The organism is Enterobacter sp. C6 (assembly GCF_008122455.1).
GTDB lineage: Bacteria > Pseudomonadota > Gammaproteobacteria > Enterobacterales > Enterobacteriaceae > Enterobacter > Enterobacter pseudoroggenkampii.
In genome coordinates this window covers 1-21301 of record NZ_QPFW01000212.1, presented here as the reverse complement: position 1 = coordinate 21301, position 21301 = coordinate 1, and the positions used below count along the sequence as shown (strand labels likewise).

Sequence of the window (21301 nt, the reverse complement as noted above, 5' to 3'; positions counted from 1 at the left end):
CCTTCCATCATCCACAATGATAGCTATCAGTAAGTTAACGAAAATGAGAGGGCATCGGAAATGCTCGAAGTTGAATTTCAGGAATGGTTGAAGAGCAGAGGCGCCAAAACGCAAGCAGGCCTCAATTCCCGTATTTATGCTGTCAAAACTATAGAAAAAAATCTCGCAGCACTTGGTTCTCCTCATGCAGATCTGGATGCAGCCTACCAGGCGGATGGATTTGCGCAATTGCGGCAGCGGATCAAAGAGATTCGCCGTGATGCCAAAGACAACGGCAATGACTATCGGTTACTAATGCCTGAATCAGAGCAACCGCTTAACCGATTGTCCAACTGGAATAGCTGGCTCGGACAATATGGACGTTTTCTGAGCGGTGATGACTCTCAGGCCGACGAAATTCGGGATTATGTCCTTGAAAACTACATCACCCCAGCCAGAGAGCGAGGTGACGCAAGTGTCACCCTGGTAGTTGGTCCTCTGAATACTGAAATGGGTCTCGACAAGGGATGGCCGAACATCTGTCAGGCTCTTGATGGTCAAAAATTTCAGGAACTAGCGGATGTTCCCCCTCCGGTGACGGAAGGGCCTAAAAAGAGCACAACCCGGAAATATACGTTCATCCTTACGGAAGGAAGCGAACTGGTGGCCCAGACTAAACCAACTCCGACTAACCTTATTTTTTACGGTCCTCCAGGTACCGGAAAGACCTATCACACGGCGAGGGAAGCCGTAGCGCTCTGCGATGGCAAAGATGCCTATCCGAACTCAAAAGATGGGCGTGCGGCCCTGATGGCGCGCTATAACGAACTGATGGCAGAAAAGAGGATCTCTTTCGTCACATTCCACCAGAGCTATGACTACGAAACCTTCGTTGAGGGCCTTCGTCCAGAAATCGGTGAAGATGAGTCTTCGTCTGCTGGATTCAGACTCATGCCTACGCCGGGGCTCTTCAGAGAAATTTGTGCCCTTGCCGATCAGGCCAGAACACAACCCCGTGCACAGACAGATGCCTCGGCACTGCAACTATCCCAAAAACGCTTCTGGAAAATGGGGCAAGGGATAATTGGCACCGAAGACGATGTGTATGAAGATGCCCGCGACAATGGGTATATCGCTCTGGGTTGGGGTGGGACCATAGACTGGAGCGCGGATAGATTCTCATCGTTCAACGCGATTCATGATGAATGGATCAAGCAAAATCCAGGGAATCTGACGCCTAGTAACTGGACGCAAACCTATCCCTTCCGTTGCGAAATGAAGCCTGGTGATATCGTGATTGTCCCTTACGGGAACACTGCGTTTCGCGCTATCGCTGAAATAACTGGTGATTACTATTTCGTTCCTGAAGCCGAAGGTTACTATGCCCACCGCCGCCCAGTTCGCTGGCTACTGACCCTTGATGAACCACTGCCACTCGATACAATTATCGATGGTAACTTCACCATGCGGACGCTCTATTCCATTGCCACCAGTCGTGTGAATATCCCGGCGCTAGGCAGACTGCTCTCAAGTACAGAGAACATAGATAATAGTTCCGATGTTAAAGGACAACCAGAACAATTCGTCCTCATTATTGATGAGATCAACCGGGCAAATATCTCGAAAGTGTTCGGTGAACTGATTACGTTAATTGAGCCGGATAAACGTCTTGGAATGCCTGATGCACTCACCGTAACTCTGCCTTATTCGAAAAAGAAAGATTTTGGCATCCCCGCCAACCTTCATATCATAGGCACCATGAATACCGCCGATCGATCCATCGCATTGCTCGACACAGCATTAAGGCGGCGATTCAACTTCCGGGAAATGGCTCCCGACGCGACCTTGCTAAGTGAAGTAGAGGGGATCGATCTCAAAGCCGTTCTTACCACCATCAACCAGCGTATTGAATATCTTATAGGCCGGGAATATCGCATTGGACACGCCTTCTTTATCAATTGTGAATCCAGGGCACAAGTTGAAGATGCAGTGCGCAATAAGGTCATACCGCTGTTACAAGAGTATTTCTTCGAGGACTGGAGCCGAATCGCGACAGTGCTGGGCGATGGTTTTATGCAGGAAGAGCAGATTTTACCGCCACCCGGAATAGAGGGGGAACCATTATCAAGCTGGTCGGTACGTGCACCGTTCAGAAATGACGCCTTTGATCGACTGATAGGCAAAACCAGAACGTTAAATGTCACCGATCTTGAGGTGGCTGGTGAATCGAAAGAATGACGCACCTCACGGTTCGCGAATGGGGTGGTGTTTGTGTGAACACTGAAAGCAGCATAAACGCTCCTCATGCTTTTACCCGCCCTCAGGCTAACGCGCTGCTTACGGCGGCGCGCGAGCATCCGCTGGCAAATCAGCACGGTACTAATATCTTAATCGATCGCCATAACAAAATTATTGCCGGGCAAATAGTTGGGGTCATTGCCGCTCCGGGATGTAGCCTTGAGATCCTGCCCAAATTCGACGACGAGACGATAGAACCGGACGCCACAATACGCAATCGCCTGATACGTATGCTTGATGTCGCCCTCGGCCTTAAACTCGGCAATGGACAGGCTGCAACAATGGCGAGACAAGCTGAAAGCTTGCTAGAGATACTCATCCGCTTGTTCGCCGAGCGACTCTTATCTGAAGTACATCGGGGATTACCGCGCACCTATTTGGCACAGGAAGACGATTTGCCCTCATTGCGCGGAAGGCTCAATATCAAACGACAATTCACTACGCTTGCCGTCCGCCCCGACCGTCTCGCCTGTCGTTACGACGAACTGTCGGCTGATACCGCCCTACTTCGAATTATGAAGGCGTGTGTAGTTCTGCTTCACCATTATGCCCGCGCTGCTGATACGCTCCGTCGTCTGAATGAATTGCGCATCCTGTTAGCGGGTGTTAGCGACGTCCCTTTCAGTCATCTGCCGTGGTCACAGGTACGGATCGACCGAACCAATCATCGCTGGGAAGCCCTCTACAATCTGGCACGTCTTCTCCTACGACGCGACTGGCAAGCTACACACCACGATAAACGAGCGCAGAACGGGATTACACTGCTTTTCCCAATGAACGACCTGTTCGAGGCATATATAGCGGCGCTGGCGAAGCGTGCTGTACGCGGTACGGAATGGACGGTTCGTGCACAGGCAGGCAGGTTATACTGTCTGATCGAGGACGTAAAAGAAGGCAAACCACGCTTCCAGACCCGACCGGATCTGCTTATCGAGCGGGACCATCAGATTGTTATGATCATAGACACTAAATGGAAGCGTATTGGTCGTCATCCCGAAGATGCCAGGCATGGCATATCGCAGGCTGATGTCTACCAGATGATGGCCTATGCACGGATTTATCACTGCCCACAAGTTATGCTTCTCTATCCACATCATGCAGGTCTGGGAACGCAACCTCTGAATGCAGGCTATAGGATTCTAGCAGGCAAGGAACAATTACAGGTGGCTAGTGTGGATCTGGTTCTCGATGAGGACAAGATTGTCGAGCAGTTAATTAACCTTCTCGGCATCAACACGCAGTGAGGTGAAAAGGCAAGGCCGGTGCACCTTGAGGCTCGGCACTCTCAATAACCTCAATCCATGATTTATGCTCAAACTTACATGATCATTTAATGCATTTAATATACTGGGCTTATACTCTTGGTACGTAGAGAATAGACAGTAGGACATGTCCGCTATGAGCGAGAAGCTGAAGTACGAAATTGTTGTTCTCACCACCAAGGGGCATTACTAACATTTCCGCGTGTTAATTAATTGAAGCAGATCAGCGGATCTGACCAACTCGACTTCAGCCAGACCGGATATTTTCAAAATTGAATTGCAGTCGATGTCGTTCTGTTGCATCGTAACTAGTCGGGTAGCCTTGAAAATCTCAGCCTCAAGCTATTTTACCACCTATTGATACCGATTCTATATCAATTTTCAGAGGAAAATATGAAAAAACAAAAGGTTGAATATGGTTTAGAACTTGATCCAAATGCAGATTATAAGATGGCGTGGCTTCATGAAAGAAATAAAAAAGATTTCGAGTCATTAACAAAATGGTTATATCTTGGAGCTGATATTAAAGACAGCGGATTTGCTAAGGTAGGTTTGACCATGGATGACCTTTCAAGTCGATCATATAGTTCTGCCAATCCTAACTATTATTTGTTTTGTGCTTTTAAATGTCGAGATGATCTTACGAAAACCGAGGTTGAAAAGATTGAACGAAGCACACTGGAATATCTAGAACGCGTATTTGCTAATGAAGATGGTACTTCAAACCGAGCGAGTCACGCGGAATCTGGTCGTTTGTCTGAATGTTTTTATAACATTAATTTTACAAACTTCTTCATTAGCTATCATGATTATCTTTTTGAACAATTTAGCAATAAATTTATAGTCTGCGGGTTTGAGAACGAGTTTGGAGATGATGAGGGCGAGTTTCTTGATTGTGAGTTTAATCCAAAGTTCACGCTGCAAGAAAAAAATAAATTCATCAGGATGATACTTCGTAGGTAAGGCATATAAAACGTTAAAAAACATGAGGTCAAAAAAGGCATAAAACTTAATGACAGCAGACAATACGCTTTTTGATATTTGACCTCACGAGACATAGCTTCTGCAATGTCCGCTCTTGGCACTCAGGTGACCTACATAACGGCGATCACCGAGGCTCAACTGGACAGTAAGATGTTTTGTCCAGTTATACCTGCCTGTGGTATTTATCTCAGTAATACCTGAATCAGCTGAACGAAGATATACACTGTCGCTGCCACTTGTATAGTCCGGAACCCCCATCTGAGATAGCGCCATTCATGGCGTTCTCTGGCATCAGCTGCTTCAATAGCGGGGTCAGAATATTTTCTTTTCCTGGCCCTGAATTCATCGATTACCCACAGGATGAGAATAAAGATAATAATGGTTTTCTGAAGGATGAGATTATCCACAAAGAGTGACTCCGGCCTGCCCGCTGATACAAGAAGAATAGATGAACCACCTTCATGTAGCCACCACTAAATGTAGGGGTGATATTCGTTTTCGTTCTGGTGGATTTTGCGGTGATTCTGTCCATGGCAATTTGCTCCCCTACTATCTGACCGACAGCGATGAGAGAGGAGCGGAAGTAGGAAACTGTTCTGACTATAAAGGGCGACTTTTAACATCGCCCTGTGTTAATCTGCGAGGCATAGCCAATAAAACATTATCGCAATAGCGCCAGGGAAACTCTGGCACATAAATTATTTCGCGATAAGGTTAGAATTTAGGATCTAATTTCCTCATATTGTTCGCATGAAATTTAGCGCAATCACGCCAAATACCAAGTGACTCAGCAACCTTAACGGCTTCATCTTCACCTTTTATAATAACATGATATCGACCACTAACGATTTCGTTTAATCTATTTTTAGCTAAGTTAACAACTTTATTTTCATTATAAGATGATGGTTCAAATGCAAGTTTGCATGACATGTAGATGATACCTTCAATACCCATTTTTTTTATGATGTATTTATTGATGTCTTCGAAAATTAATCTTATTATGTGAGAACAAAGCAACGACGTTTTTGGAGAGATGAATATATCTTCATTATATTCAAATTCACTTAATGGTTTACCTTTTGGGAAGTTTCTCTCTACTGACTCTTTTAATTCTTGGGATTTTGATATCTCTGATAGCTTATGAGATGCTTTGGATTGCCTATGAGCTATTGAATTTCTAACTGCTGAAAAATACTCATAAATCGGAAGGAATGTCTTTATGTTTTTCATGTCCCATTCGTGTGAGTCATATAACCTTTCAATTTTGTTACTACTGGTTGATTCCGATTTTTTATCTTGAGTGTTATTAAACATCGCCCAACTTGAAAACCAAGAATCAATATCGACAATACAATCATCCAAAGCAGAAAAACTGCCAAATATAGCCATTTCACTTACATACCAATACAGCATCTCTTGCGCTAATTCTTTTTTCTTTAATTGATAATCCAATTCATTATTATCATCTACCTTATCTGGTCTTTTTGATGATATTTTACTTTTTAAACTTGATTCATCGACTGGAGGGTTTGGAAGTGAAAAATTCGGCGGGAATTGCCAAGATTTATCAGTTTTCTTAATGAGCTCATTCATTTTATTTTCATTGCCTGGCGTCAATAAATATTCAATCACATGATTAAGTGATGAGGTTAAAACCTTAACCTTCGTATTTAATCCTTCATGAAATAAATGGTAATTTAAAAAAGGTTCAGTTACAGCATATTCTAAGTCTAACATTTTTCATCTACCTTTGATTGTGACTTTATATATTATCCGTTTCAAGTATATCTTGATGTATTAGCTAACACCCCACACTTTCACTGCTTGTTCAGAAATCTATTTTTGAAAATCATTAGTCTTATCTCTCTGAAGTCCAGGGGCGATATATTTGTTTAATCCACCGATTAACTCATTGAAGTTTTCATTTTATAGCTCCATTAACATAAGTTGATTAGCCATATAGTATATATCCTTTACTCTTAAATTAAATCTTCTAACCATATTAAATGGCTTCTTACTCTGTATAAAGAAAATTTTTTCATGATTGTGAATCACTACAGTAACTCTTGTTAATCGATAGGCGTTTTTACCCCTCACAGGTATTAACTCCTGCTTTTACTTTAGCGGATGCTATGTCCGCTCCTGGCACGAAGCGGACATTGGCAGCCTCAACAACATGAGAAGCATTAAGGTGTATTAACCAATGGATGGAAAGCAAGTCGGTTTATTGTGCCAGCCCAACTTTTACGAAAGGGCTACCGTGACTGCGCGATTTTTTGATTAGCTTGCCTACGTATAATTCTCTGACTTCTGGTGATGCAATTCGCCCAACAAACTCTGAACGGTTGGTTTCGGGGGGGATAATCAGTTCCCGAGTAAAGTACTGTTGAGAGCCTGCCTTTAGCCAGCACTGTATCTCGTAGACTTCCATCACCAAACCGCCGTAGGTTGCGTATGCAAATTGCAGGTTTTCATCTTTTGGTACTTTTGCCCAGACGCCACGCGTAGCTTCATATAATGCAAGTGCACTCATGCCAGACTTGTAGGTGCTGTTTAGCAAAAAAGCGAGCCCTGCATGTTCAGGTGCAATTTCCGTCTCTTGCTTAAGAAGGAGATGGTTGAGCTCATCCAGCGTGATTCGCCCCATAAGTGAGCTGCTTCCTCGTACTTTGTTGGTCAGTTCTCCAACACCTAAGAGATCAATACATGTTGCTTCAACAAGCTTGGCGGTTGCCTCATCCATGCCATGGCGTAGTATGTCGATTCCCAGATTTCCTGTTTTTAACAGATGATTAATTCGTTCTGATTTCGGAGAGCCATCATTACACTTTATATGATCAAGACAGCGTTCTGACTTGCCTTTGCCTATATAAAACGGTTTTTTTAATACATCTTCAGTGTCATAAAATGCATAGACATAGAACTTAGCCATCCCTAACGCTTTCGAGTATTTTGAAAAATCTTTCACAACCTTGCTTCCTTAGGACAAAAGTACTTAATTTCCCTATCGGCACTATAGTTCAGAACTTAAGAGCAAAACAAATAGCATATAGATTGACTGATCTGCCCCCATTGATAAATAAGGACCAAAGTTAGCAACGTCCGCGTGTGGCATTCTGCGGAGGGCTAGCAAGATCATGAAGAGCGTTATAAGCAAGGAGCGAACATAGTTTTCATCTCTACTGTTTATAGCGACGCTGACTGGATGCAGGGTGTCGCAGGAGGGATGCTTCGGGGCGTATTGGACGTCGCACCAGCTCCCCTCCGCAGTTCGGACACCGGCCATTAAGTCGTTGGGTCACGCAATCGACGCAGAATGTGCATTCAAATGAACAGATGAATGCCTCTTTTGATTCAGGTGGCAGATCTTTATCACAGCATTCGCAATTAGGACGGAGTTCAAGCATGGTGCTCTCTTATTGTTAAAGGGGCATCATTAGATATATCAAAGGCAAACTACCTGTATCGCCTTCAGTTGTTAGTGTGTATTAGGTGAGCATGGTCTACAGTCTGGAAAATTCAAGAGAGTGAATTATCAGACAGAAACGCTCACTTTCGGAAACGAACGACAAGCCTATAGCGTCCACCAGAGCTTAAACCAGCACGGAAAATCCTGCTCCCAACAATCAACTTAAAAATCAAACAGATAAAAAAATCTCTTCTATATCAACATCATCGCCACTCTTTTTGCGCCTTCCCTTTCTCGCAAAAAATCAAAATCTCCAACAAACTCAACCATCTCCCCCACCAATTACAAGGACGCCAGCCCAAAATTCTCCATCGGTGATTACCAGAGTCATCCGATGAAGTCCTGAAAGCCCGCATGGCGCAAGCCCTGCGGGCTTTTTTGTGTCTGTAGTTGCAGGAAAACAGCAAAAGACAGCTTTAGGCAGTATTTTTCGACTTTTACAGTCAACTGGTTCCAGCTCAAAAGTAAAAGTATTTCCCCTGATTACTCAAAAGACATTTGGCACCCTTAAAAAAGCCAACGCCCTGCATTTGCCGATTCAATAAGCATCCTTACTGTCAACGGCTCGGGCGCATGATGATCGGTTCTAAGATAGCGGGGCAATATCGCATTTGGCAGGAAGCGAATCCCCTCGTTTGGGAAGTAACGATTAAAGACGAAGCCAGACATATCCACATCCAGACTTTCTGAATATTCTTCAAGAAAATCAGTCATATCTTCCGGCAGTACACTTTATTTCCCTGTACTTACAGAGGTATCGTCCGACATTTCCCATAAGTGTTTTTTAATGAGTTCCCTGACGAGTGCGGCTTTGTCTGTCATTACCTTTCTCCTGGCCCAACGATAAGCTGATAACGGTGGATAACGTTATGGGTGATCATGGCAAGGTCATAGGCCGTCAGTACGGCGCCAACCCAAGGGAGCCATCTCCCGATGTATGCCCCTATACTGGTTGTGTATGCCTATTCGCCACGCAAGAGTTTTGCCCAAGTGATGGTTCTACGGCCCTGCTTAAAACGCTGTCGAATAAGCGTACGAAGGCCAAGAGAAAGCGGGCTTGTTCCCCTGGTTGCAGCGCCAGCCCCCAGCTTCCCACTGACAGGAATTACCGGCAAGCTGACTAACATGGAAGCAATTGCCATCAAATCAATCACATCACTAAACTGCTTTTTAAATTCATCCAGAATAAGCCAGTAAAGTAGCTCCTCTTTATCGATGCTCATTCCCTCAAAAAAGTATGTTCCGTTTAACTGTTCGGTCTTATCCATCGCCTTTCCCTGTTTAAGCTGACGAAATAAATCCAAATAATGGCCTTTGGTATCGTCCAGAACATACTCCACAATATTATCCTAAATTTGGATTTAGGCATTGCCGCTACAAGGAACGTAGGGAAAGAATGCAAACCAAGTCAACTCTGCACATCTTCAGGCTTCAATGGATACCATAAATTGCCAGACGGCTTTATCATTCAATGGGGAAAGTCGACTTCTGGCACGCTTGACACCATTATCGGCGGCTTCGTCGGCGGCGCTCTTGCTGCATGGGAAATGGGACGTTTGTGGAATTGATTATGCAACAGGTTAATTCAATAGCATTGGTTAAGGTTCACGAAGCTACCGACGTATCCCAGGATCAATCTGACATTGTGCTCCATGGTAAAAGCACCGGCATTATTGTACCGGGGCAAGTGCTTGAAGCAGCGGTCCAGGTTAATGAGCAGCGTTACATCCTGTTTCTGACGGATGACATTATCTTTGAAGAATCCCTGACAATTGCCCTTATTGACGTTCATGACGGGCTTAAAGAAATTGTTCGTTTGGGCAATGAGTACTCGACAGGAACTTTTGCGGATCTCCAGGTCACTGACGATAGCGTGGACTTCAGGTTTATTGGGGATTATATCTGGACACTGACAGTGTCCGATTCACCTCGCTTGCGGCTTCCTTTTGTTTCCGATCCCAAAGGGGTTAAACGGAAGTCAGGTCTGAAAAAGTACATAACGATATCTGCCGCACCGGCGTCGAAAAACGTAAGCTGAAGTCACTATTTATCAGAATGAAAAGGCTTTCCGCTGAGCTGGATAAATGCTCCTGAGAAGTATTCAGACTCCGCGTCTGATGAAGTCCTGAAAGCCCGCACGGTGCAAGCCCTTCGGGCTTTTTATTACCTCAACATGTCACGCCATTAAACATTATTTCTCTCATGCTCAATAAGCCATTCTTTGCGTGAAATCCCCCCTCCATAACCTGTCATCGCACCATCTTTTCCAATTATCCTGTGACAGGGGATCACAATGGCAATCCGGTTGGCACCGTTAGCTGCAGCGACGGCGCGCACAGCATTTGGCTTATTAAGCCGTAGTGAAATGGCCTGATAGTGTGAGGTCTGTCCATAGGGAACAGCACGCAACGCATGCCAGACGGATTGTTGAAAATCACTGCCCGGAGCATCTAAAGCGAGATCAAACTGTCGGCGCGTTCCGGCAAAATACTCGCCGATCTCTTTTACTGTCTGCCGGGTATGGCTGTTTTCTCCGGTGACTATTCTGGCGTTAAATAAACGCTGTATATCGCGGAATTCTGTTTCCAACATCCGGCGATCGGTAAACTCCAGCAGTCAGACTCCCCGCTCTGTCGCGCAGACAAACATAGGCCCAAGCGTGGTGGTAAAACGGTGAATAATAATCACCAGGGTTGTCTGAGTCGGCGCTGCGCCAGTAAGCCGCTTGTAGGTGTAACCAAACCCGCTCAGTGATTCATAGCCATTGTCCAGCGCAACGTCAGTCGCCCTCGTCCGCTTTTCAGCTCCTGCAAGGCAACGTTCACCCGCTGCATTCGCTGGAAAGCCTGAAAAGTGATGCCGTGATGTTGCAGGAACCAGCGTCTTACCCGCTCCGGGCTGATGCCATGCTGACGAAGCTCCGCGTCTGCTACACGGGATTTAATATCGCGCCTGACAAGCGCAAGCGCCTGCTCAACGAATAATGGCGCGCTGTGCGCATTTTCAGCGGGCCTGCAGACCTTACAGGGACGAAAGCCAGCCGCCAGGGCAGATTTGGCATCTTTATAAAATTCGACATTTTCGCGTTTGGGCTTTCGCGCCCGGCATACCGAAATGCAGAATACGCCAGTGGTTTTGACGCCAACAAAAAACACGCCAGTATATTCTGAAGAACGTTCAAGTAATGCCTGATACCAGATATCGCATAAATTCTTATCGGTTATTTTCATCACTAAAAAGTCCTTCAAACGTCTGACGCGCTCGGATCGCATGCATGACATCAGTCAACGTTGACTGCATCGCTGAATGAACAAAATTGCCCATTGAAATGCGGCTTGCCCCGGCCCGTTTCAGCCTGTCGAATGACGGTAGATCGGGCATACACATGACATTCAGGGGCAATCCCGTTGCCTCTGCTATGAGTCTGATGTCTTTCTCTGACGTCAGGCAGGGAACAAAAAGGCCGTCGGCACCTGCAGCTTTATAGCGTTGACCCCGTAATATCGTCTCCTGCAACGCGTCTTCATGCCCGAGCAGGTACGTGTCAGTCCGGATATTCAGAAACAGACGATAATCTTCCCTTCTCAGCATATTGCACACTGCTCTCAGGTTACGGGAAAAATCAGAGGCATCGTCAAGCTGACGAACCCCGTTTATGACTCGGCTGTCTTCGAGGTTAACGCCTGCAACGCCTGCCTGAGCAAGGCGCCTCAGATTGGCTGCTATCTCTTCGGCTGAATCTCCATACCCTGCTTCCATGACAACGCTCAATGGCAGGTTGCTGACAGCCCGGATCCGGGTGACCATATAAAATAACTCATCAAACGGCATTTCCTGGCCGTCGTCATATCCCAGTGTGGACGCTATAGCTGCACTGGACGTTCCCAGTACCTGATAGCCTGCTTTTTGCGCTGCGACAGCACTGGCGGCATCCCAGACGTTGGCGATAAGAAGAGGCTCATGCTGATAGTGGCGTTCTGCAAAGTTCATATTCATATCCTCTCGATAGATTGAAAATGAATCTAAGCACTCAGTAAGAACCTCACAACCGAAATTCAGACGACCATTTTTTAGCAAACGTCGTCTGAACATGGGGGGCGGAACAGACCAAAATCTTTCAGGCTCGGGTTCCGGCTTTCAGCATGGCAAGGACCGCCCAACGGGCCGCATCGTCCGCGATATTTTCCGGCAGCGCATCAGCACGCAGCGTGATATAAGCATCAACAGCCTTTCTGAGGGCCATGCTGACGGAATCACGATCGTGCGTTGCCAGCGTGGAAGCCAACAGGTCATCAGGATCAATGCTGAGGAATTCGATGCGGCGAACCCCACGTTGCGGTAGATTTGCTCGACGGTACAGCATAGGTCCCAGCACTTGCTCCCGGAAGAATGCCAGCATGCCTATCGCTTCAAAGAGTTCTCCTCTTCCCAGTTTCACCACCGCGTAATGAAGCCAGATCCAGGCTCGGGACTCAAACCACTCCGGCGTCATATCAGGCCAGTGAGCGCTAAATTTTGCCAGTTGGCGCTCCAGAGCGGTGTTATCACGGGTAAATAACACCACGGGCTCCTCAACGCGCTGAGTGAGCATTTCCAGGGTGACAAATTTCAGATCGACATGAAGGAGTTCGGGACCATACAGGCAGATAAGCAGACGAGGCTCTCCCACATGTTCACCGGTGAAAGCATGGAGCAGGTGACCCAGTGTTCCGGCGAACACAATACGCTGAGCCATGATTTCGTCATAGTAGAGAGGCTCTACCACAACGACAAAATCAAGATCGGAATATTTATCAAACCCGCCATGAACAAGCGAGCCGCCGGCGAGAAGGGAGTGAATCCGCGAATCAGCCTGAAATTTAAGCTTAAGTTGCTCTGCAAAACTTCTGTGTAAATCGGGTAACGTACTAAGCATACTTTTTCCTGTTCACAAAAAAGACAAAGCATTTCAGGATATCGCGCAGTGAACAGGCAGGCCAGATATTTTTTGCAGGAACAATAATGTCCTAAGAGGGTTCTCCCGATGCGTTATATTGCCCTGTAAATTCGGAGAAATTTCTGACCATCGTCGATTACTCGGATATCTGACTAACATAGTCGTACCAGTAAAGGCATCAAAGCAGTCCTTATGAGATTATATGGACTCTATGAGTCGGCCAAAACTCACCATGAAAATCATTGGATATGGCATAAACGCAAAAATTGTTTTTGACTTGCTGTCTATTGATAATAATCCTGCTTAAAACGCCAGGCTTTATACGTTAATTTGAGGGGGGTCATCCAACAGAAGATACCAAAGATAAACACTACAGCAATGCCTGATGAAATGATATTTTCTCGCGAAGCGAAGCAAACCGCCAGTATGAACAGAACCGTAAGTACGACTGAAAATATAACAGTCCCTTTAAACCGATTTGAAAGCGCAGGAAGCAAAATATCCAGCGTCGAACGCTGAGTATCCACGTAGCGTTTAAGCTTTTGCAGCTCTTCTTTTGTGAAACCAGATCTAAGCAACGCTTCTTCCGTTATCGCCATGCTATTCCCCTCCTTCTAATCAAAGCTACTATATCTTGATCTTTAAAACATAACGACCTACCGGCTGGTTGTTTATGTTGTACTCCCCTGGCTTTGACAAACATCAACACCCTCTCCCCCCGCCTGTGCAAAATTACCCACATCACCCAGCGCTACGGATTAGCCGCCCCAACCCGGAAGGAACCCCAACATGTACAAACCCATAACCGTCATAATCTTCATTCTCCTGGCCCTCGCCGCCCTTGTTGAAATAGGCTTTTTATCCTTTGGATAATCCTCAGGCCCCCCCCTCATCAGGGCACATTGATCTCATTACAGTTTTTTCCTAAAGCCATCCCGCTTCGCCTGTGCCATGCTGAATCACGCTCATAACCGATAACGTTAAATGAGGATATTATGAAAAAAACAATTATCGCATTATCTGCCGTTCTGCTGGCTTCCCCAGTATTTGCTGCGACCACACATGCAACTGACGATACCGTCGCGGCGGCGAACGCAAACGCCAACGAGGCAAAGCAAAAACTGCACGAAGAGCAGAATAAAGGTGAAGAACTGAAGCTGAAACAGAAGCACGCTGCGGAAGGTAAAAGCGAAAGCTTTGGCAGCAAGGTCAGCGAAGATTCCCAGAAAGCCTGGCATAAAACCAAAGAAGGCACCGAGAAAGGGTGGGATGCCACCAAAGAAGGCGCTGAGAAAGGCTGGAACAAAACCAAAGAAGGTGCCAGCGAGCTGGAAAAGAAAGTCACTGAGTAATCCCTTCGAAAGGCCGCATACGCGGCCTTTTTTATTCCCTCCCACCCTGCTTCCTGAAGGCTAAACTTGTTTCAGGAGGGCACCGTCATGAGCCACAAAGAAACCGCACCAGAAACCCAGGGCGTTACCGTTGAACTGCTTTCCATCGTCGATCTGGGCCCGGAGATCGCAGGCATGGACGGTCGACAGCTTCGCATGCGCAGGGTGACGCTCGCCCCCGGCGCGGTCTTTGGTCCGGTGCACGATCATATCGATCGCCCCGGAACCGTTTTTATCCTTGAGGGGACCATCACCGATCATCGTAACGGTATCGCCACCGATTACGGTCCCGGCGTCGGGTGGCCGGAAGACCATAATACGGTCCACTGGCTGGAAAATCGGGGCCCGATCGCCGCCGTCGAAATCTCGGTGGATATCGTTAAAACACCCTGACGCACAAAAGTCGAATAGATCCCGGGGGTGACGCGTTTACTCCCTGCCCCCTTAAAAGAGATCCTGAGATGCTGCGACGCCTGGTGATAGTGCTGATTTTGTTTTGTCCGTGGGCGTTAGCTGCCCCAAAAAGCTACATTATCGACACCGATAACACCGCCATTCGGCTATCGTGGCATGCCTTCGGCGGCATCCTCTCCTGGGCGACGTTCAGCGGCGTGACGGGCGCCGTGACGCTCAACCCGGAAAACGACGTCGACGACCATATTCACGTCACCATTCCCGTAGCAACTCTGGTGGCCTCAAACAAGCTGCTTACCTGGCAGCTGAAAAGCGATATGTTTTTTGATTCTGAGCACTACCCGACTATCGAGTTCATCAGCTCTCGCGTGGTCGCCCTGGGTGACGGGCGGTTCAGGGTGTTCGGCACGCTGACCGTGCGTAACATTGCCCGCCCGGTGCTCCTGGAGGCCGTAGTGAAAGACCCGCATGCGCAAGTCCTCACCCTGGATGCCACTACGGCGATCTCGCGCGCGTCCTACGGGATGGATAAGTTTGCGCTGGTCGTGGACGATCGTATTGCCATCGCCATTGCGATTAAGACAAACGACGTGCCGTCATCCTGAAATGAGCCGCTGTAGCTGCTCCGCGTTTCCCCGCAGGTGAGACGGCGGATTGCGACCAATCAGGACAAACTGGTAGCCCGCTTCCTGCCACCACGCCAGGTTCATGCTGTGCCGCTGCTCCTGGCGCAGAGAGGCCCTGGTCTTCTCGTCAACAGGAGAAATACAGAGCGCCATCGGGCCGAAGTCGGCGTTGATCCAGGCAATCTGCGCGATAGAGGTGGTTTCATAGCGCAGCATTCGCACCATCTTCAACTCTGCCCCCTGCAGGACTAGCTGCGACATGTGCAGCTTTATGCCGATATCCTGTGCGGCCCGTTCCAGCCCGCGCTGCAGGATCGGCGTTGCGCTGTCCATATCCAGCAGCGTCTCGACGCTATACAGGGACATATATTGCGCTTCGAGGTCGCGAATATGGGCATTCTCATCCGCTGGCGCGGAAGCGGGCCGCAGCAGGTAGCCCAGCCCGGAGCCGACCATCAAAAAGCTGACCGATGCGGCAATTAGCGACCGCCTGCTAACGCCAGGCGCCGTGGAGGACTGTGGTTCGGGAATAGCAGCCAGACGCGCCTGCATTGTCTCCAGAGGCGCGTCATCCAGCAGGGAGGCAAACGCCCCGGCGTAATCCTGGCTGCTTTTCATCAGTTCGTTGGTTCGCCCGGCGAGGCGTTCATCACGTTTCAACTGTTCTTCAAAATGCTGTGCGTCGGCGCGGCACATCTCGCCATCTATCCATGCCACGATAGCGTCGTCGTTATAGGGCGGTGCAAAACGGTGCGCGTTCAATAGCGTTTCTCCTTTACCGGAGGCAGTGCGTCAGCGGACCTGGCAAGCCGAGCCCGTGCCGTTGCCAGCCGGCTCATCACGGTACCGATCGGCACCGCCAGCGTGTCCGCCGCCTCCTGGTAGGTAAAGCCTTCGACATAAACCAAAAATACCGCGTTGCGCTGGGCTTCAGGCAGCGTGTTGACCCGCTGCATCACCTTAAGGTAATGCAGACGCGTCTCATCCTGTTCGCGGGTGTCCGGTGCCAGGAGCTCGTCGCTGGCCACAAATCCCTGCCCCTGACGCACGTGTCGAGCCCGAAGCTCAGAGATCCAGATGGAGTGCAGTATCGCGAACAGCCACCTGTCGATGCGTGTGCCCGGCGTATACTGGCTGCTCCTTTCAAGCGCACGCACGCAGGTGGACTGAACCAGCTCTTCGGCGATATCCCTGTTTCGCGACAGCACCAGCCCATAGCGCCAGAGACGCGACAGATGTGCGGCTAACTGTTGACGAACCTCACTGGTAGCGATGGGCTTTCCCTCCACGAGAAAATCAGGATTCCGGATGTCCGTTAATGGCGGCCTGCAGGTCACGGTACTCCTCGCAGGACTGGCCACAAATACCGGCAATGACCTTCAGCTGTTCTTTCGCGAGGTCAGGACGTCCTTTTACCATCCACGCTTCACCGAGATATTCCCGGGCTTTGGCATAATCCGGGGCGATAGCCAGCGCACGCTGGTAGTAACCAATGCCTTCGTCCGTACGGCCAAGTTTGCGCGTGGCGAACCCGCGATAGTTCCACGCTTCAGCCGTATTGCCATTTTTCAGCGAATCAAGCAGATTCAGCGCCGCCTGGTACTCTCCTTTCTTCGCGAGATGGTACGCATAGTTGGTTTTGTCCTGGTCGCTGAGGCTGCTGCTCTTGTCCGGCACGCATTTCTGAGTAGCGCTGTCATACACCTGTCCGGCAGGACAGTCGGGCGTTTTGCTCTCGGTACTATTATTGCCCATCGCCAGCGCCAGTGGGGACAGCAGGGAAAAAATCAGCACCGGGATCAAACGAAACGAGGTCGTGTTCATATAAAGCTCCAGGGTGAGTGGGGTGTGACGTCAGTAAACGTCCGACTGATGAGTTTTATTCATTCTCCGCGTCATTTTTTTGCTGTCGCGAAATCATGCTGACGTTGTAGCCCAATGAAAATAAATCAGGTTATCTCATCCCCTCCTTAACGTTATTATTTCGCGTGATAGCAGAGTTTTCACCTCACATAAGAATATATTTTATAGTGCAAGTGACATAATATATTTTATATCAAAAACGTTACCTTAACTTAAATTAACATTAAGCAAACCTAAAGAATATCGTTTTACATTATATTCAAAACATTCCCTACCAATTATCGCAGTGCGTAAACCACGCTAAGAAAAAACATTACATACTAAAATTAAAGCCATATAAAACAACTGATTGCATCATCCTAATTATTGACGACATCACTATACCAATGCCTTCCACCTTGTTTTCGCACTTATTTGCGAAAGCTTAATTTGCACAACCCATGTTTTCTGTCTATATCAATTTTATATCCTCAAAAATAATTCCTCTATTAATTACAGGGTTTTACAAAACATAAAACACGAATAAAACGGTTCTCTTGCATAAAAAATTAGATTCGCTCTGATGTTGCCACTCTGAATCCTGGCGGGCATCGTGCGCGCTAAAAAAACGGTCAGTGCTGCGTTATAACAGCGACTGCGCCGGGGGCGCCCTTTACCTTCTGCAGAGATGGCTCGTCTTGCTCGCCGTTTATGACACATCTGCTGGAGTAATAACTAAATGAGCCAAATCTCTGTTATCTCGAAACTTACTGGCGTAGAAACGAAAATGGAAGGCACACAGGTCACGCTGAGCCATTCCTCCATCGTTGAGCTTCATGTCGAGCGAGCGAGCGTCTCCCACTTCGCGCGAAGTGGTAACGATCTGCTGGTTACGCTGCACTCCGGCGAGGTGATCACTGTAAAAAATTTCTACGTCACGGACGCGCAGGGCGTGAGCCAGCTGGTACTGCAGGACAGCAACGGCGCGTTATGGTGGATTGAAGATCCGGCTGGCGCCGCCACGTACGAATCTATCGCGTCTACGAACGTACTGCTTGCGGCGTCAGGAAGTGATGCCGGTGGTGCCGCCTTCTGGCCATGGGCCCTCGGCGGCATTGTCGCTGCAGGCGGTATCGCGGCTGCGGCAAGTACCGGCGGCGGTGGTGGAGATGGCGGTAATAACAATAGTACCAACCCCAACATCCCCGTCGATCCTGCCGATCCGGACACAACGCCGCCGAATGCACCTTCCGGTATTAAGTTCTCTTCAGATGGCAAGACCGTTACCGGTACCGCCGAACCGGGCAGCACTATCACGCTGAAAGACGCGAACGGCAATGTCGTTGGCACCGGAAAAACGGGCAGCGACGGCAATTTTACCGTCTCCCTCGGAACACCGCTGACCAACGGCGAGCAGGTGACTGCCACCGCGACGGATAACGCCGGGAATACCAGCCCGGGTACAACGCTCAACGCGCCGGACATAACCGCGCCCGATGCGCCAACGATTGGCAGTGTAATCGACGATATTGCCCCGCAGACGGGGACGGTGTCCAACGGCGGCAGCACCAACGATCAGCGCCCACAGCTTACCGGCACCGGCGAGGCGGGCTCGACCGTGACGATTTATGACGGCGGAGTCGCTATTGGTACGGCAATCGTCGCCAGCAACGGCACCTGGACCTTTACCCCGTCAGTTGACCTGAGTGAAAGCACTCACCAGATTACCGTGAAGGCAACCGACGCCGCCGGCAACACCGGGCCAGCCTCACCGGTGTTTACTCTTACGGTGGATCTTACTCCGCCGGACGCCCCGACCGCGATTGTGCTGACCGACGATACAGGTCTTATCAGGGGGACCATTACGTCGGGCGCGCCTACGGATGCTTCACTGCCGCTCCTGGCGGGAACGGGCGAGCCAGGTGGAACCATCACCATTTATGATAACGGCGTGGCGATTGGCACAACGACGGTGCAGCCCAACGGTACCTGGAGCGTTACGCCAAACGCTCCGCTGCCGGACGGGACACACTCCATAACCGTCACTGAAACCGATGCGGCCGGAAACCAGAGTACGGCATCAGCACCTGTCACCTTTACTGTGGATACTACCCCGCCGTCAGCCCCTGGAAACCTCGTCGTTTCGAATGATGGCGGCACCATCAGCGGCATTGCAGAGCCGGGCAGCACCGTGACTATCCGTGAAGGCGGCGCACTCGTTGGCAATCCAGTTGTTGCCGATAGCCAGGGTAACTTCAGCCTGACGCTGACCCCGCCGAAGCTCAACGGCGAAATCCTGACCGCTGACGCCACCGACACGGCAGGCAACACCAGTCCAACCACCTCCGCGGCGGCACCGGATATTACCCCGCCGCAGACACCGGTTATCATATCTGTGATTGATGACGTGCAGGCCACCACAGGCCCCGTGGGCCCTAACGGGATTACAAACGACCGGGCGCCAACCGTTAACGGAACGGGTGAAGCTGGCTCGACCATCACGATCTCCAACAGTAGCGATGTCCTCGGTACGGTGGTTGTTCCCTCCTCTGGCCAGTGGAGCTTTACGCCGCCCACACCGCTGACCGATGGCACGTACGTGCTGACGGCAACGGCGACGGATGCCGCCGGTAACCTGAGCGGAATATCAACCGCATGGACAATTAACGTCGACGGGACGGCACCTGACGTCCCGGTGATTTCACAAGTCGTGGACGATGTGCCCGGTGGAATTGTTGGCTTACTCGGCCCAAATGCCACGACCAACGACGCCACCCCGACGCTCAGCGGTACCGCCGAAGCAAACGCGACGATCAGCCTGCGCGTGGACGGTGTTGAAATTGGCACAACCGTTGCCGATGGTCTCGGCGCATGGACCTTTACGCCGTCCTCGCCAATCGGTGAGGGTCCGCACGCCCTGACCGCCGTCTCGACCGACGCGGCAGGTAACACCAGCGGCGTCTCCAACACCTGGACGCTGACAATTGACAGCGTCGCGCCTGCTGCCCCGGTTATTACCCAGGTGCTGGATGATGTGCCGGAGCGCCTCGGCGCGCTCAACCCCAACGACAGCACCAACGACACCACGCCGACGCTCAACGGCACGGCTGAACCAGGCTCGACGGTCACCATCCGCCTGGATGGCACCGTTCTTGGCACGGCCCCGGTCGACAACAACGGCGTGTGGACCTATACCCCCACCGTGCCGCTTGGGGAGGGGCCTCATACCTTTACCGTTGTCGCCACCGATGCGGCGGGCAACACCAGCCAGCCGTCAAGCGGCTTCACCCTGACCGTCGATACCACACCGCCAACGGCTGCCACCATTGCCACCGTGACCGATGACGTCGGCGGCGTTCAGGGCCCGCTCACCAGCGGCGATACCACCGACGACACCCAGCCGCTGCTGCAGGGCTCCGCTCCGGCGGATGCGGTGATCACCGTCTATGACGGCACAACCCTGCTCGGCACCGCTTCCCTCGACGGCAGCGGCGGCTGGAGCTTTACGCCGGTCACCCCGCTCACCGACGGCCCGCATTCCCTGACGGTTCACGCCACGGATGCCGCCGGCAATACCACTATCTCCAGCCCGTTTGTATTGACGGTGGATACCGTCGCACCTGCCACGCCGGATATCCCGGCAATTACCGTCAATCCTGACGGCGGCACAACGCAAACGCCGCTGAACCCGGGAGAAATCACCCGCGACACCACGCCGACCCTGAGCGGTACCGGCACGGCGGGCGATACCGTGACGATCTACGGCAACGGCGTCAAAATCGGCGACGCTGTCGTGGACAGTGCTGGCAACTGGTCCTGGACGCCGCCATCCCCCCTGGCCGGCGGCACCTATGACATCACCCTGACCGTCACCAACGTGGACGGCACGGGCAACGAAAGCGCCCCGTCGCAGCCGGTCACCATCACCATTGACACCGACCCGCCGGCTCCCCCTGCGGCACCGATCGTCACCGACAGCGTCACCCAGATCACCGGCCCCGTTCCCGATGGCGGCACCACCAACGATCCGCGCCCGGTGCTGAGCGGCACCGGTACGCCGAACGACGTTATCAACATCACTGACACGGTCAACGGCGGCA

19 protein-coding genes and 3 pseudogenes are annotated in these 21301 nt (G+C 50.1%); 9 read left to right on the top strand and 13 right to left on the bottom strand.

From position 1 onward, the window contains the following. Positions 1–60 precede the first annotated feature (60 nt). The 3 genes from DOU50_RS10655 to DOU50_RS10645 all read left to right on the top strand — a co-directional run bounded on the left by DOU50_RS10655 (position 61) and on the right by DOU50_RS10645 (position 4502). Entirely contained in the window at positions 61–2217 is a 2157-nt protein-coding gene (locus DOU50_RS10655; RefSeq protein WP_148769356.1) for an AAA family ATPase, read from the top strand. Next, the gene (locus DOU50_RS10650) at positions 2214–3521 is read left to right on the top strand and encodes an McrC family protein (RefSeq protein WP_123828905.1); all 1308 of its coding nucleotides are present in this window, start codon (positions 2214–2216) and stop codon (positions 3519–3521) included. The genes DOU50_RS10655 and DOU50_RS10650 overlap by 4 nt, the downstream gene beginning before the upstream one ends. A 411-nt stretch (positions 3522–3932) precedes the next feature. Beyond that, entirely contained in the window at positions 3933–4502 is a 570-nt protein-coding gene (locus DOU50_RS10645) for a hypothetical protein (RefSeq protein WP_063135094.1), read from the top strand. A gap of 203 nt (positions 4503–4705) precedes the next feature. Here DOU50_RS10645 and DOU50_RS23685 read toward each other — a convergent pair whose 3' ends face one another. The 6 genes and pseudogenes from DOU50_RS23685 to DOU50_RS10615 all read right to left on the bottom strand — a co-directional run bounded on the left by DOU50_RS23685 (position 4706) and on the right by DOU50_RS10615 (position 9260). Next, positions 4706–4930, bottom strand: coding sequence for a hypothetical protein (locus tag DOU50_RS23685; protein WP_074133796.1), 225 nt, complete (start codon positions 4928–4930; stop codon positions 4706–4708). A gap of 307 nt (positions 4931–5237) precedes the next feature. Next, positions 5238–6260, bottom strand: coding sequence for a hypothetical protein (locus tag DOU50_RS10635; RefSeq protein WP_063135096.1), 1023 nt, complete (start codon positions 6258–6260; stop codon positions 5238–5240). Positions 6261–6747: 487 nt separating this feature from the next. Beyond that, positions 6748–7491, bottom strand: a complete 744-nt coding sequence (locus DOU50_RS10630; RefSeq protein WP_148769355.1) for an LEM-3-like GIY-YIG domain-containing protein — start codon at positions 7489–7491, stop codon at positions 6748–6750. A gap of 211 nt (positions 7492–7702) precedes the next feature. Beyond that, the gene (locus DOU50_RS10625; protein WP_072051147.1) at positions 7703–7930 is read right to left on the bottom strand and encodes a DUF1272 domain-containing protein; all 228 of its coding nucleotides are present in this window, start codon (positions 7928–7930) and stop codon (positions 7703–7705) included. A gap of 569 nt (positions 7931–8499) precedes the next feature. Beyond that, positions 8500–8814: pseudogene (locus DOU50_RS10620) on the bottom strand (DUF1493 family protein). Beyond that, positions 8814–9260, bottom strand: a pseudogene (locus tag DOU50_RS10615) (STM2901 family protein). Before DOU50_RS10615 ends, DOU50_RS10620 begins: the two co-directional pseudogenes overlap by 1 nt. A gap of 39 nt (positions 9261–9299) precedes the next feature. Here DOU50_RS10615 and DOU50_RS10610 point away from each other — a divergent pair. Continuing rightward, on the top strand, positions 9300–9560 hold the full coding sequence (locus tag DOU50_RS10610; protein ID WP_024908329.1) for a hypothetical protein: 261 nt from the start codon (positions 9300–9302) through the stop codon (positions 9558–9560). Positions 9561–9562: 2 nt separating this feature from the next. Then, entirely contained in the window at positions 9563–10030 is a 468-nt protein-coding gene (locus DOU50_RS10605) for a hypothetical protein (protein ID WP_148769354.1), read from the top strand. A 146-nt stretch (positions 10031–10176) separates the two neighbouring features. On the opposite strand, the pseudogene DOU50_RS10600 reads toward DOU50_RS10605, so the two are convergent. From DOU50_RS10600 to DOU50_RS10585, 4 genes and pseudogenes are all read right to left on the bottom strand, one after another. Beyond that, a pseudogene (locus tag DOU50_RS10600) lies at positions 10177–11222 on the bottom strand (bifunctional transcriptional activator/DNA repair enzyme AdaA). Continuing rightward, positions 11206–11982: an isocitrate lyase/PEP mutase family protein gene (locus DOU50_RS10595; protein ID WP_148769353.1), complete on the bottom strand. Its 777-nt coding sequence runs from the start codon at positions 11980–11982 to the stop codon at positions 11206–11208. The pseudogene DOU50_RS10600 and the gene DOU50_RS10595 overlap by 17 nt, the downstream one beginning before the upstream one ends. A 127-nt stretch (positions 11983–12109) precedes the next feature. Further along, on the bottom strand, positions 12110–12907 hold the full coding sequence (locus DOU50_RS10590) for a nucleotidyltransferase domain-containing protein (protein WP_148769352.1): 798 nt from the start codon (positions 12905–12907) through the stop codon (positions 12110–12112). Between the two features lie 305 nt (positions 12908–13212). Continuing rightward, positions 13213–13527, bottom strand: coding sequence for a hypothetical protein (locus DOU50_RS10585; RefSeq protein ID WP_024908324.1), 315 nt, complete (start codon positions 13525–13527; stop codon positions 13213–13215). Positions 13528–13923: 396 nt separating this feature from the next. Between DOU50_RS10585 and DOU50_RS10580 the strand changes: the two genes are divergently transcribed. The 3 genes from DOU50_RS10580 (at position 13924) to DOU50_RS10570 (ending at position 15338) form a co-directional block, all read left to right on the top strand. Beyond that, on the top strand, positions 13924–14280 hold the full coding sequence (locus DOU50_RS10580) for a hypothetical protein (protein WP_008502540.1): 357 nt from the start codon (positions 13924–13926) through the stop codon (positions 14278–14280). 87 nt (positions 14281–14367) lie between these two features. Then, positions 14368–14712 carry a cupin domain-containing protein gene (locus DOU50_RS10575; protein ID WP_024908323.1) on the top strand — a complete coding sequence of 115 codons (345 nt, stop codon included), beginning with the start codon at positions 14368–14370 and terminating at the stop codon, positions 14710–14712. Between the two features lie 68 nt (positions 14713–14780). Then, positions 14781–15338, top strand: a complete 558-nt coding sequence (locus DOU50_RS10570; protein ID WP_032645317.1) for a YceI family protein — start codon at positions 14781–14783, stop codon at positions 15336–15338. On the opposite strand, the gene DOU50_RS10565 is transcribed toward DOU50_RS10570, so the two are convergent. The 3 genes from DOU50_RS10565 to DOU50_RS10555 are packed head-to-tail and all read right to left on the bottom strand — an operon-like array spanning position 15330 to position 17183. Beyond that, positions 15330–16121: an anti-sigma factor family protein gene (locus DOU50_RS10565; protein ID WP_148769351.1), complete on the bottom strand. Its 792-nt coding sequence runs from the start codon at positions 16119–16121 to the stop codon at positions 15330–15332. The genes DOU50_RS10570 and DOU50_RS10565 overlap by 9 nt on opposite strands. After that, positions 16118–16648 carry a sigma-70 family RNA polymerase sigma factor gene (locus tag DOU50_RS10560; protein ID WP_080350491.1) on the bottom strand — a complete coding sequence of 177 codons (531 nt, stop codon included), beginning with the start codon at positions 16646–16648 and terminating at the stop codon, positions 16118–16120. The genes DOU50_RS10565 and DOU50_RS10560 overlap by 4 nt, the downstream gene beginning before the upstream one ends. Positions 16649–16655: 7 nt before the next feature. Then, positions 16656–17183, bottom strand: coding sequence for a tetratricopeptide repeat protein (locus DOU50_RS10555; RefSeq protein WP_024908319.1), 528 nt, complete (start codon positions 17181–17183; stop codon positions 16656–16658). A 757-nt stretch (positions 17184–17940) separates the two neighbouring features. Here DOU50_RS10555 and DOU50_RS10550 point away from each other — a divergent pair. Further along, a partial coding sequence (locus DOU50_RS10550) for an Ig-like domain-containing protein (protein WP_148769350.1) occupies positions 17941–21301 on the top strand: 3361 nt, incomplete at its 3' end.

What these genes read in the sequence shown, in the direction of transcription:
- DOU50_RS10575 (WP_024908323.1), top strand. Translation starts at nt 14,368, where the DNA reads ATGAGCCACAAAGAAACCGCACCAGAAACCCAGGGCGTTACCGTTGAA.
- DOU50_RS10650 (WP_123828905.1), top strand. Translation starts at nt 2,214, where the DNA reads ATGACGCACCTCACGGTTCGCGAATGGGGTGGTGTTTGTGTGAACACT.
- DOU50_RS10655 (WP_148769356.1), top strand. Translation starts at nt 61, where the DNA reads ATGCTCGAAGTTGAATTTCAGGAATGGTTGAAGAGCAGAGGCGCCAAA.
- DOU50_RS10585 (WP_024908324.1), bottom strand. Translation starts at nt 13,527, where the DNA reads ATGGCGATAACGGAAGAAGCGTTGCTTAGATCTGGTTTCACAAAAGAA.
- DOU50_RS10570 (WP_032645317.1), top strand. Translation starts at nt 14,781, where the DNA reads ATGCTGCGACGCCTGGTGATAGTGCTGATTTTGTTTTGTCCGTGGGCG.
- DOU50_RS10580 (WP_008502540.1), top strand. Translation starts at nt 13,924, where the DNA reads ATGAAAAAAACAATTATCGCATTATCTGCCGTTCTGCTGGCTTCCCCA.
- DOU50_RS10555 (WP_024908319.1), bottom strand. Translation starts at nt 17,183, where the DNA reads ATGAACACGACCTCGTTTCGTTTGATCCCGGTGCTGATTTTTTCCCTG.
- DOU50_RS10605 (WP_148769354.1), top strand. Translation starts at nt 9,563, where the DNA reads ATGCAACAGGTTAATTCAATAGCATTGGTTAAGGTTCACGAAGCTACC.
- DOU50_RS10595 (WP_148769353.1), bottom strand. Translation starts at nt 11,982, where the DNA reads ATGAACTTTGCAGAACGCCACTATCAGCATGAGCCTCTTCTTATCGCC.
- DOU50_RS10610 (WP_024908329.1), top strand. Translation starts at nt 9,300, where the DNA reads ATGGCCTTTGGTATCGTCCAGAACATACTCCACAATATTATCCTAAAT.
- DOU50_RS10625 (WP_072051147.1), bottom strand. Translation starts at nt 7,930, where the DNA reads ATGCTTGAACTCCGTCCTAATTGCGAATGCTGTGATAAAGATCTGCCA.
- DOU50_RS10590 (WP_148769352.1), bottom strand. Translation starts at nt 12,907, where the DNA reads ATGCTTAGTACGTTACCCGATTTACACAGAAGTTTTGCAGAGCAACTT.
- DOU50_RS10645 (WP_063135094.1), top strand. Translation starts at nt 3,933, where the DNA reads ATGAAAAAACAAAAGGTTGAATATGGTTTAGAACTTGATCCAAATGCA.
- DOU50_RS10635 (WP_063135096.1), bottom strand. Translation starts at nt 6,260, where the DNA reads ATGTTAGACTTAGAATATGCTGTAACTGAACCTTTTTTAAATTACCAT.